Here is a 15,450-nt window from a genome sequence, read left to right as displayed (position 1 = left end):
TGACGGTGTCCAGCGACGTCCGCCGGCAGCGCCGGGAGCTCACCCTCGGGATCACGATCGTCGTGGTGCTGATGCTGGGGCTCGCCGTGTCGGCCACCGGGTTCCTGGTGACCCGCAACGCCGGCCTCGCCGACCCGCCGGACGCCAAGCCCGCGCCCGAGCACAGCGCGCTGGCTCTCGTCGAACCACCCGGCGCGCCGGGGCCGAGCGGGCCGTTCACGCTGGCCTCGCTGCGCACCACGGTGTCGCTGCCGCAGCCGATGGTCGACGTGCTGACCACCGCCGGGATGAGCGACGGGATGCGCAAGACCGGGGTCCAGTCCGAGGTGACGGTCGGTCTGTACGCGATGACGACGGGTGATCCCGAGGGCGCCGTGAAAGCCTTCGGCGAGGGGGAGGAGCTCCAGGGGCTGACCACCGACCGGGACCTGTCGCTGGAGGGCGTCGAGGTTTACGGAACGCCGGTCGGCGTGCCGCTCGCGCGGTTCGGCACCGCGTACGTGCTCTACGACCGCGTTGTCGTCGTGGAGACGACCGGTGTCGGGGACGCCACCCGTGACGTGTTCCGCACGACGCTGCGACGGCAGCTCGATCTGGCGCCGCCGAGCGAGTCCTGACCGCGTGCACGAAGCGGGAAAGCTCGGCGGGGCGCCGGCTGTCGGTGCGGTCGACGAGAAGGTCGTGCGGCCCGAGCAACGCGCGGACTCGTCCGGGGAGAGGAACGTGCCACGGCTCGCCCTGCTCCGTGGTGACCGCTCCGGTGACGTTCGCGTACTCCGCGCCCGCTCCGGCCCGAGGGTGCGCCGGAAGCGGGTGGACCGCGACCGGTTCGCCGAAGACCTCGCGGATCACGATCCGATGTGGACGGATCGCAGCCGGAGCCCGCTCTCGAAGCGGTGTTCCCGCCCGGTCACCGGATCCGTGAACGCCAGCACCTTCGCCAGCAGCTGCAACGGATCACCGAAGTCGTCCGGCGCGGTCTCGCGCACCTCCGGGTAGAGCGGGTCGTTCAGGATCGGCACGCCCAGCGAGTTCAGGTGCACCCGCAGCTGGTGCGTGCGCCCGGTTTCCGGCACCAGCCGGTAGCGGCCCAGCCCGTCGTGGTGTTCCAGCAGCTCCACGTGCGTCCTGGCGTTCACCGGTCCGGGTAGCTCACGCGCGGTCAGCACCCCGCGCTTCTTCACGATCCGGCTCTCCACGGTGCGCGGCAGCTCCAGCTCCGCCGAGTACGGCGCGACCGCCTCGTATTCCTTGTGCACCAGGCGATCCCGGAACAGGTTCTGGTACGCGGCGCGGTGTGCCGCGGTCTTGACGAACATCAGCACGCCCGCCGTCAGCCGGTCCAGCCGGTGCGCCGGGGACAGTTCGGGCAGGTCCCGCGTGTGCCGCAGCCGCACCAGCGCGGTCTCCCGCACGTGCCCGCCGCGCGGCGTCGTCGCCAGGAAGTGCGGCTTGTCGACGACCAGCAGCACGTCGTCCTCGTAAAGCGGGGTCAGCTCGAACGGTACCCGGACCTCGTCGTGGCGGTCGCGGTGGAACCACAGGAAAGTGCTGGGCGTGAACGGTGTCGCGGCGTCGATCGGCCCGTCCACGCCGACGACGGCGCCTTCGGCGAGCATCGCGTCGATCGTCTCGGCAGGCAGCTTCGTCAGCTTCCGCACCAGGTAGTCGCGGATCGTCTCCCACGGACCGCCCGGCGGCGTCCGGATGCGCGCCGCGTTGACCCCGTCGCGTGGCGGCAGCGGGGACGGGGGCGGCTTGCGTCTCATCGGTACGCACTGTAGCGAGTAGCGTGCGTAGCCGTGTCCAGCGCAGCCGAACGTCGTGCATGGGGAAGCCTCGAACGGGACCAGATCGTCGCCGCGGCGGTCGAGCTCGCCCGTCGCGAGGGACTGGCAGCCCTCACCATCAGGCGGGTCGCCGACGAGGTCGGCGCCTCCCGCATGGCGCTCTACCGGCACGTCCCGGACAAGGAGGCGCTGCTGGTCCTGGTCGCCGACTCGATCGCGGCCGACCACGTCCGCCCCGCCGAGGCCGGTCACGGACCGTGGCCGGAGCGGCTGCGTGTGCTGGCTCACGGGATGCGCCGCGAACTGCGCGCCTACCCCGGCTTCGCCGAGCTGATCATGACCCGCGGCAACCACGGCCCCGGCGGCCTGCGCCTCGCCGAGACCATCGCGGAGATCCTCGCCGCCGCCGGCCTCGACGAACCCGCCCAGGCCCGGTTCTACCTGGTCTTCCTCGACGTCGTGCTCGGCCGCGCCCACCGCGAGGTGCACGGCGACCCGACGACCCCGGACCGCAACGCCGGGATCTTCGCGGCCGCACAGGGCAGCTCGTCAGCGCCTACACTGAAAGCACTGGTACCACACCTGCGGGCCGCCACCGCCGACGAGATCTTCGACGCGGAGCTCGACATGCTGGTCGGCGCCATCCACGCGAAACGTCGGCAGTAGGCAACAATCCCCGGTGTTGTCGGTGCCCTCCGATACCCTGCACAGTCGTGGGGCACGGGCGCCACACCACCCCAATGGCTACTGGGAGAGAAGATCCTGTGACTGCTTCTGCTGAGCCCCTCTACGGGGCCGACGACCTTACCCACCTGGAAGGCCTGGAAGCGGTCCGGAAGCGCCCCGGTATGTACATCGGGTCGACCGACAGCCGTGGCGTCAACCACCTGTTCACCGAGATCGTCGACAACTCGACCGACGAGGGTGTCGCAGGTCACGCGACCAGGGTCGTGGTGACGCTGCACGCCGACGGCAGTGTCCAGGTCGACGACGACGGCCGCGGCATCCCGACCGGCGTGCACGCCAAGTCCGGGCTCTCCGGTGTCGAGCTGGTGCTGACCCGGCTGCACGCGGGCGGCAAGTTCGGCGGGTCCGGCTACAAGACCTCGGGTGGTCTGCACGGCGTCGGCGCGTCGGCGGTCAACGCGCTGTCGCACCGCTTCGACGTCACGGTGCGCAACGGCGGCAAGGTGCACGAGATGTCGTTCGCGCACGGCAAGCCGGGTGTGTTCGACGGGCCCGGCCCGAAGGCGAAGTTCACGCCGCAGCCCGGGTTGCGTATCGCGGGCAGGATGAAGCGCGGTGAGCGCACCGGCACGTCCATCCGCTACTGGCACGACTCGCGGTACTTCGAGAAGGGCGCGGAGCTCGACGTCGAGCAGGTGCGCACGAAGCTGCGCAACACCGCGTTCCTCGTGCCTGGCGTCACCTACGTGCTGCGCACCGCCACCGAAGGCTCGATCGGCGAGGAGACGTTCCACTTCCCCCACGGGCTGGCCGATATGGTCGACTTCCTCGCGCCCTCGGACGAGAAACCGGTTTCCGGCACGCTGATCATCCGCGGCGAGGGCGTGTACAAGGAGAACGCGGCCGATGCCAACGGCGTGATGCGGTCCAATGTGGAGCGCCACGCCGAGGTCGAGATCGCGCTGCGGTGGGGCACCGGCTACGAGCGCACCGTGGAGTGTTTCAGCAACACGATCCGCAACCTGCACGGCGGCACGCACCGCCGCGGGTTCGACCGCGGGGCCACGAAGGCGTTGCAGGAGGCCATCACGCGCACCCGCGGCCTGCTCAAGGCCAAGGAGGATCTGCCGACGCTGGACGACGTGCTGGAGGGCATGACCGCGGTCGTCCACGTGCGCATCCCGGAGCCGCAGTTCACCTCGCAGACCAAGGACGAGCTGTCCACGTCCGGCATCACGCGGGTGGTGCAGGGTGTCGTCGAGCGGCACCTCAAGGAGTGGACGGACAACCGCAAGACCAAGTCCGAGGCCAAGGTCGTGCTGCAGAAGATCGTCGACGCCGCGCGCGTGCGGCTGACGCAGAAGCAGCAGAAGGACGCGGCCCGCCGCAAGACGGCGCTCGAGGGCGCGGCGATGCCACCCAAGCTCGTCGACTGCCGCACGACCGGCATCTCACGCAGCGAGCTGTTCCTCGTCGAGGGTGACAGCGCGCTCGGATCGGCCCGGATGGCGCGGGTGTCGGAGTACCAGGCGCTGCTGCCGTTGCGGGGCAAGATCCTCAACGTGCAGAAGGCGTCGCTGGGCGACACGCTCAAAAACGCCGAGATCGCCTCGATCGTCCAGGTCCTCGGCGCCGGCAGCGGGCGCACGTTCGACCTGTCCACGATGCGGTACGGCCGGGTCATCCTGATGGCCGACGCGGACGTCGACGGCTCGCACATCCGCACGCTGCTGATCACGTTGTTCGCCAAGTACATGCGCCCGGTCATCGAGGACGGCCGCCTGTTCGCCGCGATGCCGCCGCTGCACAAGATCGTCACGAAGGGTCGTAACGCCGAGACCATCTTCACCTTCACGCAACGCGAGATGGAGCAGAAGGTCGCCGATCTGGAGGCCGCAGGCAGGCAGATCGTCAAGCCGGTGCCCCGGTTCAAGGGCCTGGGCGAGATGGACGCCGACGAGCTGTGGGAGACCACGATGAACCCCTCGACCCGTTCGGTCCGCCGCATCACGCTCGACGACGCGGAAGCCGCGGAGTCCGCACTGGAACTGCTGATGGGGGAGAAGGTCGAACCCCGCCGCAACTGGCTCGTCGAATCCGCCGCCCGCGTGGACCGCGAAGCGATCGACGTCTGAGTTTTCGCTGAGGAGACACCAAGTCATGGCACGCCGATCCAAGACCACCGTCACCCGGGTCGATCCCGCCGCGTTCGACCAGGCGGGCGCGCAGGTCTTCGAGAACCCGGTCAAGACCGAGATCGAGGACTCCTACCTGGAGTACGCGTACTCGGTCATCCATTCCCGCGCCCTGCCCGACGCGCGGGACGGGCTCAAGCCGGTGCACCGCCGGATCCTGTACTCGATGAACGAGGCCGGTTACCGGCCCAACCACGCGTATGTGAAGTCCTCGCGCGTCGTCGGCGACGTGATGGGCCGTTACCACCCGCACGGCGACACGGCGATCTACGACGCGATGGTGCGCCTGGCGCAGGACTTCTCGATGAACGCGCCACTCATCGACGGGCACGGCAACTTCGGCAGCCCGGACGACGGACCGGCAGCGAGCCGTTACTGCGTCGTAGGTGACACGCGGATTCGTCTCGCGGACGGCTCCAGCCCCCGCATCGCGGACGTGGTGAACCTTCCCGCCGACAGCGAGGAGGACGCGGACTTCGAGGTGCTCGACAAGGACGGCAAGAGCGTCCGGGTCAGCAAGGTGTTCAACTCCGGTGTCCACCCGACGATCAGGATGACCACCGCGTCCGGGTACTCGCTGCGCGGCAGTGAGAACCACCTGGTCCTGTGCCTGGAAGCGCCCATGGGCGTGCCGCTGTTCCAGTGGCGGCGGCTGGACGAAGTGCGTCCGGGGACGGTCGTCTGCGTCGCGCGCAACTCCTGGATGCAGGTGGTTCCCACCGCGCGCGAGTACATGCTCGGGGTGCTGACGGGAGCTTGGGTTTCCGAGGGCTGGGCGAACGAGACCCGCGCGGGGTTCAACAACACCGACGAGCATTTCTTCGGCGAGGTCCTGCACGCGTACGACCAGGTGGTCGGTGGCTCGCGGTACGTCTCCGCCAGGCACACCCGTCGGGACCGCAAGCTCGTGCACGAGCTTGACATCCAGCACTACGCCGGGGGGATGGCCGCGTTCCGGGCCAGTCCGCTCGCGGAGCTGATCGGCCACCAGGCGAGGGACAAGTTCGTCCCGGAGTGCGTCTGGAACGGAGGCTGGGGGGTCAAGCGCGCCTTCCTGATGGCGCTCTTCGAGGGCGATGGTGGTCCTCGCGTCGCGAAGGACGGATTCACCGTCCAGTACAGCACCTACAGCGAGCGACTGGCCGTCGAGGTGCAAGAGCTGCTCGCCGAGTTCGGCGTCGTCGCGGCCCGCCGCTCCTACACCAGGGCCAGCGGCTCGGTCGAGCACCGGCTCGTCGTGTCGGGCTTGCGTAACGTCCGGGCCTTCGTCGAACGGGTCGGTTTCTTGAAGACCAAGCAAGCCAAGGTGGGTGAGCTGCTGAAGCGCGCGGTCGTGCGGCCGCACCGCCTCAGCAGGGACAGGGTTCCCTTCGTCGCCGACTACGTGCGCGGTGCCCTTGACTTCGACCGGAGGGGCAGCGGTCGCAAGTGGCTGAGCAAGCACAACTTCGACCGGATGGAGCGCTGGGAGACCGAGCGCCTGCGGATCATCGATCGGATCAAGGACACCGAGGTACTGGCGACAGTGCTGCCGATCATGGATTCCGGGTACCGGTTCGAGGAGGTCACGGAGGCCACCCAAGCCGATCCTGCCGAGGTGTACTCGGTGCGGGTCGATTCGGAGGACCACTCGTTCCTGGCCGGAGGGTTCGTCAACCACAACACCGAGGCGCGCATGTCGCCCGAGGCGATGCTGCTCGTCGGTGAGCTGGGCGAGGAGACGGTCGACTTCCGGCCGAACTACGACGGTTCGCTGCAGGAGCCGTCGGTGCTGCCCGCGGCGTACCCGAACCTGCTCGTCAACGGCACGTCCGGCATCGCGGTCGGCATGGCGACCAACATGATCCCGCACAACATGGGCGAGGTCATCGCGGCCGCGCGGTGGCTGATCAACCATCCGGGCGCCACGCTGGACAAGCTGATGGAGTTCGTGCCGGGGCCCGACCTCCCCACCGGCGGCATGCTGCTGGGGCTGGACGAGGTGCGCAAGGCGTACGAGACCGGCCGCGGCGTCGTCCGCATGCGTGCCAAGGTCGAGACCGGTCCGCTGGCGGGCAGTCGCGGCAGGCAGGCGATCACGGTCACCGAGCTGCCCTACGGCGTCGGGCCGGAGAAGGTGATCGAGAAGATCACCGAGGAGGTCAACAAGTCCAAGCGGCTCACCGGGATCGCGGACGTCAAGGACCTCACCGACCGCGAGAACGGCACGCGCCTGGTCATCGAGTGCAAGGTCGGCGTCAACCCGCAGCCGCTGCTCGCCGACCTGTACCGGCTCACGCCGCTGGAGCAGTCGTTCGGCATCAACAACCTCGTGCTGGTCGACGGACAGCCGCAGACGCTGGGCCTCAAGCAGCTGCTCGAGGTGTTCCTGGACCACCGCTACGAGGTCGTGACCCGGCGCACGAAGTACCGGCGTCGCAAGCGCGAGGAACGGCTGCACCTCGTCGAGGGTCTGCTCATCGCGTTGCTGGACATCGACAAGGTGATCCGGCTGATCCGCAACAGCGACGACGCCGCGCAGGCCAAGGACGGCCTGATGAAGCGGTTCAAGCTGTCCGAGATCCAGGCGACCTACATCCTGGACACGCCGCTGCGCCGCCTGACCAAGTACGACAAGCTCGAACTCGAGGACGAGCAGGAAAAGCTGCGCGCCGAGATCGCCGAGCTGAGCAGGATCCTGGACGACGACAGGGAATTGAAGAAGGTCGTCTCCGCCGAACTGTCCAAGATCGCCAAGGACTTCCAGACCGAGCGGCGCACCGCGCTGATCGATGGTGACCTCAAGGAGGTGCTGGCCGCGTCGAAGCCGGCCGGGCCGCTGGAGGTCGCCGACGATCCGTGCCAGGTGATCCTGTCCGCCACCGGCCTCGTGGCCCGCACGGCGGCGGAGTCGGAGGAGGCACAGGAGGGCAGGCGTCGCAACGGCCGGGTGAAGCACGACGCGGTCGCCTCGATGGTCCACTCGACCGCGCGCGGGCAGGTGCTGCTGGTCACCAGCCGGGGCCGGGCGTTCAAGACGGACGTGCTGCCGCTGCCGGTGCTGCCCGAGCAGACCGGCACGGTGTCGCTGCGTGGCGGGATGGCCGCGCGGGAACTGGTGCCGCTGGACAAGGGCGAGAAGGTCATCGGCATCGCGCCGCTGGGTGAGCAGGCCGCCGGGTCGCCGGGGCTCGCGCTCGGCACGCGGCAGGGTGTGGTGAAGGTGGTGGCGCCGGACTGGCCGGTCCGCTCCGACGAGTTCGAGATCATCGGCCTCAAGGACGGCGACGAGGTGATCGGCGCGAAGTGGCTGGGCGACGGAGAGGAGACGTTCGCGTTCCTGGCCTCCGACGCGTCGCTGCTGCGGTTCCCGGCGTCGCTGGTGCGGCCGCAGGGCCTCAAGGGCGGTGGCATGGCAGGCATCAAGCTCGCCGCGGACGCGGAAGCGGTGTTCTTCGGCGTCATCCGCACCGACGACGACGAGCACGGCGAGCCGATGGTGGTCACGGCCACCGGGGCGAGCGTGAAGATGACGCCGTTCGCGGAGTACCCGGCGAAGGGCAGGGCGACCGGCGGTGTCCGCGCGCAACGCTTCCTCAAGGGCGAGACGCGCCTGACGGTCGGCTGGGTCGGCCCGCGCCCGGCGGCGGCGTCGAAGAACGGCGACCCGGTGGAACTCCCCGAGCCCACCACCCGCCGCGACGCCTCCGGCGCCCCGCACCCCGGCCCGGACGTCGTCGGACACCTCATCGAACGCGGCTGACACCTCGCCCCTCGTACCACCCACGCGAGGCGCGAGTTCCGCGTTCCCGCGCGCGAGTCCTGCGTTCGCAGGCGGCGTGCGGCTTGGGGGCCGCGCGGGTGGGGAAGGTGACCCTTGCGGGTGATTCGCGTGCTTCGAGAAAGGGGGCAGACGTGCCGGAAGATCGATCGGTCCTCACGCGTCCGGCGCCGGAGCCGGACGGGGAGCTGCGGTACGGCCCGGAGCCGGAGCACGTGGCCGACCTCTGGCGCGGCCGCCCGGACGGGCCGTTGATCGTCGTCCTCCACGGCGGGTTCTGGCGGCCGGCCGTCGACCGCCGTCACACCCGCCCGATGGCCGCCGCCCTGCGCGATGCCGGGGCGAGCGTGCTTTCCGTCGAGTACCGGCGTGTGCCCGGCGAGCCCGCCCTGGCCACCCACGATGTCGCCACCGCCCTGCGCGTGCTGCCGGTGGAACTCGCCGGACAGCACGACGGTTCGATCATCGTCACCGGCCACTCCGCCGGTGGTCACCTCGCCCTCTGGGCCGCGGCCGCCGCGCCCGCGCCGGATCTGACGGCCACCGTCGCGCTCGCTCCGGTCGCCGATCTGGCCCTCGCCGACGAGCTGGGTCTCGGCGACGGTGCTGCCAGGGCTTTCCTCGGTGGCCGGCCGCGACCGGACCTCGACCCGGTTCGGTTGCCGTCGCCGTCTCGGCCCGTCGTGCTGGTCCACGGAACCGCCGACGACGTGGTGCCGATCAAGCTTTCCCGCGCCTACGCGGAAGTCCATCCGGATGCGCGTCTGGTCGCCGTTCCGGACGCGGGTCACTTCGCCATGATCGATCCGATCGGCGGGACCTGGCCTGCGGTGAAGTCGAGTCTGGTCACCCGTGCGCAAAACGTTGCAGAACCGAGGCGGAAACGATCGGGACCGTCGTAATCCGTAGGTTTCTCTCGTCTGGGCAGGGGCTAATCTCGCATCATGTCCACATCGGCCAGCGCGCGCATCGAAGCCGAGCACAAGCTCCGGCGCATCGGCCTCGTCAGCGACAGCGCGCTGGCCCATCTGGCCACCGAGGATCTCCTGGCCGAACTCCTGGACCGCGTCCGCACGGTCCTGAACGTCGACACCGCGGCGGTGCTGTTGCTCGAACCGGGTGGGCGCGAGCTCGTCGCGGTGGCCGCGCGCGGCATCGAAACCGAGGTGAAGCAGGGCGTCCGCATCCCGGTCGGCGAGGGTTTCGCGGGCACGGTGGTGGCACGGCGCGAGCCGGTGCAGCTGGAGCGGGTGGACTCGACGACGGTGCTGAACCGGCTGCTGTGGGAAAAGGGCATCGCGACGTTGCTCGGTGTCCCGCTGATGGTTGGTGGTGAAGCGATCGGAGTGCTGCACGTCGGGTCGCTGACGCCGCGGAAGTTCGGCGACGAGGACGTCGAGCTGCTCCAGCTCGCGGGTGACCGGGTCGCGCTGGCCGCGCACGCCCAGCGTTCGCAGGCCGAGCGTGCCGCGGCGGCGGAACTCCAGCGGAGCCTCCTTCCCGGCGAGCTGCCCAGGATTCCCGGGCTGGAACTGGCGGCGCGGTACGTGCCCGGTGAGGACGGCGCGATCGCCGGCGACTGGTACGACGTCTTCGTGCTGCCCAACGGCTGGCTCAGCGTGGTGATCGGCGACGTCGTCGGGCACGGCCTGCCCGCCGCGATCGTCATGGGGCGCATGCGCAGCGCGCTGCGGGCCTTCGCGCTCGAGGGCGGCGACCCGGGCGAGGTGCTCACGAAGCTCGACCGCAAGATGCAGCACTTCGAGCCCGGCATGATGGCCACGGTGCTCTACGCGGTGGTGGAACCGGACTTCGAGCGGCTACACGTGTCCTCCGCCGGGCACCTGGTGCCCGTCCAGGGCAGGCACGGCCGGCGGGGGAGGCTGCTGGACGTCGCCGTCGACCCGCCGATCGGAGCGCTGCGCGACGTGCGGCGCCGGGTGAGCGTGGTCGAGATGCCTCCGGGGTCCGTGGTCTGCTTCTACACCGACGGCCTGGTCGAGCGGCGCGGCGTTCCGCTCGACGACGGGCTCGAACGCCTCTGCGACGCGGTGCAGCCGGACCACGCCGCGGCGGTCTGCGCCGAGGTGATGGTGTCGCTGATCGGCGACGACAGCCCCGAGGACGACGTGGCGCTGCTCACCGTGCGGCGCCAGGACAACTCCGACATCGGGCCGATGGACATGGCGGTGCCCGCGGTCCCGGAGTCGTTGAAGGAGGTCCGCTCCGCGATGCGCCGGTGGCTGGCGCTCGTCGGCGCGGACGCGGAGGCCACCTCCGATCTCCTCGTGGCGGTCGGGGAGGCGACGTCGAACTCGGTCGAGCACGCCTACGGTCCCGCGGGCGGCGTGGTCAAGGTGCGTCTCGTCCTGCACGGGGACGACGTCATCGCTACCGTGTGCGACGAAGGCCGCTGGCGTCCGCCGCGCGGCGAGAACCGGGGCCGGGGGACTCTGCTCATGCACCGGTGCGGGGACGAGGTCCGGATCGACCATCGCCCACAGGGAACGGAGGTCGTGATCCGCCGCGGAATCAGGACCGGGCATCCCGGATGACGGCAGCGAACATCGCCGCCGAGGCCGACGGCGGGCACGTCCTGCTCACCGTCAGCGGCGAGATCGATCTCGCCAACGCCCAGCTCGTGCAGGACCAGATCTACGCCGCCATCGACAACGACGCGGTGCGGGTCTCGATCGACCTCTCCGAAGTGAGCTATTTGGACAGTTCGGGTCTGCGGGTGCTGTTCACGCTCGCCGGCCGTCTCAAGGTGCTGCAGATGCGGCTGGATCTGGCGGTCGCGCCCGCGTCGCCGGTGCGGCGGGTACTGGAGATGTCGGGCTTCGAACCGCTGGAGCGGGTGCGTGAGGGGTGAGGTTCGCGGGTAGTCCCCGCTCATGGTGAGTGTTGGCTACTTCCTGTCCAGCGAGGAGCACGGACCCCGCGAGCTGGTCGAGCAGGCGAAGCGGGCGGAGCAGGCCGGGTTCGAGCGGTTGTGGATTTCCGACCACTTCCACCCGTGGACCGGCGAGCAGGGCAACAGCCCGTTCGTGTGGTCGGTGATCGGGGCGCTGTCCCAGGCGGTGTCGGTGCCGATCACGACCGCCGTGACGTGCCCGACGGTGCGGATCCACCCGGCGATCATCGCGCAGGCCGCGGCGACGGCGGCGGTGCAGTGTGAGGGCCGGTTCGTGCTCGGGGTCGGGTCCGGTGAGGCGCTCAACGAGCACATTTTCGGCGATCCGTGGCCGCCGGGGCCGCGCAGGCTGGAGATGCTGGAGGAGGCGGTCGAGGTGATCCGCAAGCTGCACACCGGCGAACAGATCACCCACTACGGCAAGCACTACACGGTGCAGCAGGCCCGCCTCTACACACTGCCGGAGCAGCCGGTGCCGATCTACGTGTCGGCGTTCGGGCCGAAGACGGCGCGACGCGTCGCCGGGTTCGCCGACGGTTTCGCCACGGTCATGCCGGACGGCGAACTGGTGCACTCCTACCGCGAAGCCGGCGGGCGCGGCCCCATCCAGGGCGGGTTCAAGGTGTGCTGGGGCGATTCGGCGGAGGACGCCCGCGGGACCGCGCACCGGCTCTGGGCCAGCGATTTGCTGCCCGGCAGCCTCGGTCGGATCCTGCCCACGCCGCGCGACTTCGAGCAGGCCGTGCCGGTGGTCACCGAGGAGCAGGTGGCCGGTCAGATCCCGTGCGGACCGGACGTGGACGCGCACGCCCAGGCGGTACGCCAGTTCGCCGACGCCGGGTTCGACGAGGTGTACGTGTCGCAGATCGGCCCGGAGAAGGACAAGTTCTTCGACGCCTGGTCGTCGAAGGTGCTGCCTCAGCTCACCGGCTGAGGGCGGGCGGACCGGTGCAGCGGGGGTTGCGCATCCCCGGTTCCGGGCACCGGATCTACGAACGGCGGGAGCCGGGCCTGCGGTTCCGCGTCCTCACCTGAGCCCCAGCACCAGGCACGCCACGGCGAGTGCGAGCAGAACGGCCGCGGGGCCGGTGGTGCTCAGGCGGCGCGCCCGCACGTGCGCGGCCACCGCGCCGAGGTAGAACAACACCAGCCCGGCCGCCGCGGCGACGCCCAGCCACTCGGCGCCCAGCAGGCCGAGCAGCAAACCGGCCGAGCCCGCGGCTTTCAGCGACGCCAGCATCGGGATCCACGAGTGCGGCACCTCGACGGCCGTCGAGTTCGCGAGGACGAAGGGCGCCCGCGCGAAGTCCGCGGCCGCGATGCCGGCGTTGAGCACGATCGTCACGACGGTGACGACCAGGGAGACGGTCTGCATGCACCGAGCCTCGCGGCACCGGGGGCAGCGCGTCCAATACCTCCTTCCATAACCTGGCGGCATGGACCTGGACACCCGGCTGCTGCGGTACTTCGCGGCGGTCGCGCGGGAGGGGAACCTGACGCGCGCCGCGCAGCGGTTGTTCGTGTCCCAGCCCGCGCTGACCAAACAGATCAGGCAGCTGGAAACGCTGCTCGGCACGCCGTTGTTCACCCGCTCCCGGCACGGCATGGCTCTCACCGAGGCCGGCCGCGTGCTCGCCGGACGGGTGCCGTCCCTGCTCGCCGCGCACGATCGCACGGTGCGCGAAACCCGCGCGGCCGCGAGCCGGGCCGCCCGGGTGCTGCGCGTCGGTTTTCTGGCCAGCGCCGCGAACGAGGCGACGCCGGAGATCATCGCCGCGTTCGGCCGCCGCCGTCCGGGCTGGCGCGTCGACCTGCGCCAGGCCGCCTGGTCGAACCCCACCGCCGGGCTCGCCGACGGGGAAGTGGACGCCGCGCTGCTCCGGCTTCCCTTTCCCGGTCAGGACGAGCTGCGCGTGCACGAGCTGTTCAGCGAACCGCGCTGGGTGGCGCTGCCCGCGTCGCACCCGCTGGCGGACCGCGACGAGATCGAGTTCCGCGAGCTGTGGGACGATCCGTTCGTCGCCGCGCCGGTGGAGACCGGCTGGTTCCGCGACTATTGGCTCGGCGCGGACGAACGCGAAGGCGAGCCGCGCATCGGCGCCGTCACCGACCACCCGGACGAGTGGCTTGGCGCCATCGCGAACGGCTACGGCATCGCGCTCGCACCCGAATCGGCCGCGCGGTTCTACGCCCGGCCCGGCATCGTCTACCGCCCGGTGCGCGGCATCGGCCCGACGCGGGTCGGCGTCGCCTGGTCCCCGGCCGACGACGGCAACCCGCTCGTTCGCGACTTCGTCGAGTGCTGTCTGGCGGCCTAATGCGAATCCCGCGGGACGGAATGGCCGCGGGAACCACGCAGGAAGTCGAAGTCGGCGCCCTGGTCGGCCTGCAGCACGTGCTGCGTGTAAAGCCAGGTGTATCCGCTGGTGTAGGCCGTTTCCGGAGCCGGCCAAACCTCCCGGCGCGCGGTCAGTTCCTCGTCGGTCACCTCGACGTTCAGCGTTCGCGCCGTCACGTCGAGCGTCACGAGATCGCCCGTTCGCACCAGCGCGAGCGGACCACCGGCCGCCGACTCCGGGGTGACGTGCAGGACGACCGTGCCGTAGCCGGTGCCGCTCATCCGCCCGTCGCAGATCCGCACCATGTCCGTCACGCCCGCCTTGAGCAGCTTCGCCGGCAGCGCCACGTTGGAGACTTCCGGCATCCCCGGGTAGCCCTTCGGCCCGGCGCCGCGGATCACCAGGACGCTCGTCTCGTCCACGTCGAGGTCCGGGTCGTCCGCCACGGCGTGGTAGTCCTCGACCGTGTCGAACACCAGCGCCCGCCCCTGGTGCTTGAGCAGGTGCGGGGACGCGGCCGACTGCTTGATCACCGCACCGCCGGGGCACAGGTTGCCGCGCAGCACGGCGGTCCCGTTGCCCGCGGGCTGGAACGGCGAGTCCATCGGGGTGATCACGTCGGTGTCGAAGTTCTCGGCCGTCGCGACGTTCTCGGCGAGCGGCTTGCCAGTGACCGAAACGCTCTCCGTGTGCAGCAAACCGGCCTCGGCGAGCTGCCGCATCACCACCGGCAGGCCACCGGCGTAGCAGAAGTCCTCCATCAGGTACTTTCCCGACGGCATCAGGTTCACCAGGGTCGGGACCTCGCGGATGAGGGTGTCGAAGTCGTCGAGCGACAGGTCGACCTCGGCGCGCCCGGCGATCGCGAGCAGGTGGATGATCGCGTTCGTCGAGCCGCCGATCGCGGCGTTGACGCGGATCGCGTTCTCGAACGCCTCGCGCGTGAGGATCCGTGACGGGCGCAGGTCCTCCTCGACCATCGTCACGATCCGCTGCCCGGCGGACTGCCCGATCTCGAACCGCCGTGCGTCGACCGCGGGCCAGGCCGCCGAACCGGGCAGCTGCATGCCCAGCGCCTCGGCCATGCACGCCATCGTCGACGCGGTACCCATCGTCATGCAGTGCCCGTTCGACCGGGCCATGCAGCCTTCGGCGAAGAAGCACTCCTCCTGGGTCATGCGCCCGGCCTTGAGTTCCTCTTCGAACTTCCACACGTGGGTCCCGGAACCGACGTCGGTGCCGCGGTACTTGCCGTTGAGCATCGGACCGCCGGTGACCATGATCGCGGGCAGGTCGACGCTCGCGGCGGCCATCAGCATCGCGGGGGTCGTCTTGTCGCAGCCGGAAAGCAGCACCACACCGTCGAGTGGGTTGGCCCGGATCAGCTCTTCGACCTCCATCGCCATCAGGTTGCGGTAGAGCATGGCCGTCGGGCGCATCAGCGTCTCGCCGGTGGCCATGGTCGGGAACTCGAGCGGGAAACCACCCGCCTGCCACACGCCGCGCTTGACCGCCTCGGCGACCCGGGTCAGGTGGGCGTTGCACGGCGCCAGTTCCGACGCGCTGGTCGCGATGCCGATGACCGGCCTGCCGTCGAACACCTCGGCCCCGAAGCCCTGGTTGCGCATCCAGGACCGGTAGATCATCCCCGCCCGGCCGGTCGCCCCGAACCACGCCGCGCTGCGCCTCTGCCCCGTCACGAGCTGTTCCTCTCCGTCGAGTGCCGGTGAGTTCGAACGTTAAATCATTAGATGATTCAAGTCCA

Annotated in this window: 11 protein-coding genes and 3 pseudogenes; 11 read left to right on the top strand and 3 right to left on the bottom strand. The window is 70.3% G+C overall.

The features are described 5' to 3' along the window. Window positions 1-5 precede the first annotated feature (5 nt). Entirely contained in the window at window positions 6-617 is a 612-nt protein-coding gene (locus tag HNR02_RS02810) for a hypothetical protein (protein WP_179771665.1), read from the top strand. A gap of 231 nt (window positions 618-848) precedes the next feature. Here the strand turns inward: HNR02_RS02810 and HNR02_RS02805 are convergent, their stop codons facing one another. After that, the gene (locus HNR02_RS02805) at window positions 849-1,769 is read right to left on the bottom strand and encodes a pseudouridine synthase (RefSeq protein WP_179771664.1); all 921 of its coding nucleotides are present in this window, start codon (window positions 1,767-1,769) and stop codon (window positions 849-851) included. Between the two features lie 33 nt (window positions 1,770-1,802). Between HNR02_RS02805 and HNR02_RS02800 the strand changes: the two genes are divergently transcribed. The 9 genes and pseudogenes from HNR02_RS02800 to HNR02_RS02770 all read left to right on the top strand — a co-directional run bounded on the left by HNR02_RS02800 (window position 1,803) and on the right by HNR02_RS02770 (window position 12,280). Beyond that, window positions 1,803-2,456 (top strand): TetR/AcrR family transcriptional regulator, encoded by a 654-nt coding sequence (locus HNR02_RS02800; RefSeq protein WP_179771663.1) that lies wholly within the window; start codon window positions 1,803-1,805, stop codon window positions 2,454-2,456. Between the two features lie 98 nt (window positions 2,457-2,554). Then, window positions 2,555-4,612 (top strand): DNA gyrase/topoisomerase IV subunit B, encoded by a 2,058-nt coding sequence (locus tag HNR02_RS02795; protein ID WP_512698882.1) that lies wholly within the window; start codon window positions 2,555-2,557, stop codon window positions 4,610-4,612. 25 nt (window positions 4,613-4,637) lie between these two features. After that, a pseudogene (locus HNR02_RS36950) lies at window positions 4,638-5,048 on the top strand (DNA gyrase subunit A); the annotation flags it as partial. 12 nt (window positions 5,049-5,060) lie between these two features. After that, window positions 5,061-5,942, top strand: a pseudogene (locus HNR02_RS36945) (LAGLIDADG family homing endonuclease); the annotation flags it as partial. A 390-nt stretch (window positions 5,943-6,332) separates the two neighbouring features. Continuing rightward, a pseudogene (locus tag HNR02_RS36940) lies at window positions 6,333-8,414 on the top strand (DNA gyrase subunit A); the annotation flags it as partial. 152 nt (window positions 8,415-8,566) lie between these two features. After that, entirely contained in the window at window positions 8,567-9,334 is a 768-nt protein-coding gene (locus HNR02_RS02785) for an alpha/beta hydrolase (protein WP_179771660.1), read from the top strand. A gap of 42 nt (window positions 9,335-9,376) precedes the next feature. Then, window positions 9,377-10,987, top strand: a complete 1,611-nt coding sequence (locus tag HNR02_RS02780) for an ATP-binding SpoIIE family protein phosphatase (protein ID WP_179771659.1) — start codon at window positions 9,377-9,379, stop codon at window positions 10,985-10,987. Further along, window positions 10,984-11,304, top strand: coding sequence for an STAS domain-containing protein (locus HNR02_RS02775; RefSeq protein WP_179771658.1), 321 nt, complete (start codon window positions 10,984-10,986; stop codon window positions 11,302-11,304). Before HNR02_RS02780 ends, HNR02_RS02775 begins: the two co-directional genes overlap by 4 nt. A 22-nt stretch (window positions 11,305-11,326) precedes the next feature. Then, complete coding sequence (locus HNR02_RS02770) at window positions 11,327-12,280, top strand: TIGR03557 family F420-dependent LLM class oxidoreductase (RefSeq protein WP_179771657.1); 954 nt, start codon at window positions 11,327-11,329, stop codon at window positions 12,278-12,280. A gap of 93 nt (window positions 12,281-12,373) precedes the next feature. Here the strand turns inward: HNR02_RS02770 and HNR02_RS02765 are convergent, their stop codons facing one another. Continuing rightward, window positions 12,374-12,721 (bottom strand): DoxX family protein, encoded by a 348-nt coding sequence (locus HNR02_RS02765; RefSeq protein WP_179771656.1) that lies wholly within the window; start codon window positions 12,719-12,721, stop codon window positions 12,374-12,376. 61 nt (window positions 12,722-12,782) lie between these two features. On the opposite strand from HNR02_RS02765, the gene HNR02_RS02760 reads away from it, so the two are divergent. Next, a complete protein-coding gene (locus HNR02_RS02760) occupies window positions 12,783-13,664 on the top strand; it encodes a LysR family transcriptional regulator (RefSeq protein ID WP_179771655.1) in 882 nt (293 codons plus the stop codon). Here HNR02_RS02760 and HNR02_RS02755 read toward each other — a convergent pair. Beyond that, on the bottom strand, window positions 13,661-15,331 hold the full coding sequence (locus tag HNR02_RS02755; protein WP_246338701.1) for an IlvD/Edd family dehydratase: 1,671 nt from the start codon (window positions 15,329-15,331) through the stop codon (window positions 13,661-13,663). The two genes, HNR02_RS02760 and HNR02_RS02755, sit on opposite strands and share 4 nt — an antisense overlap. Window positions 15,332-15,450: the final 119 nt, after the last annotated feature.

This window comes from Amycolatopsis endophytica (assembly GCF_013410405.1).
Taxonomy (GTDB): Bacteria; Actinomycetota; Actinomycetes; order Mycobacteriales; family Pseudonocardiaceae; genus Amycolatopsis_E; species Amycolatopsis_E endophytica.
Note: the sequence above shows the minus strand (reverse complement) of the source record. Positions and strands in the feature narration are given on the sequence as shown.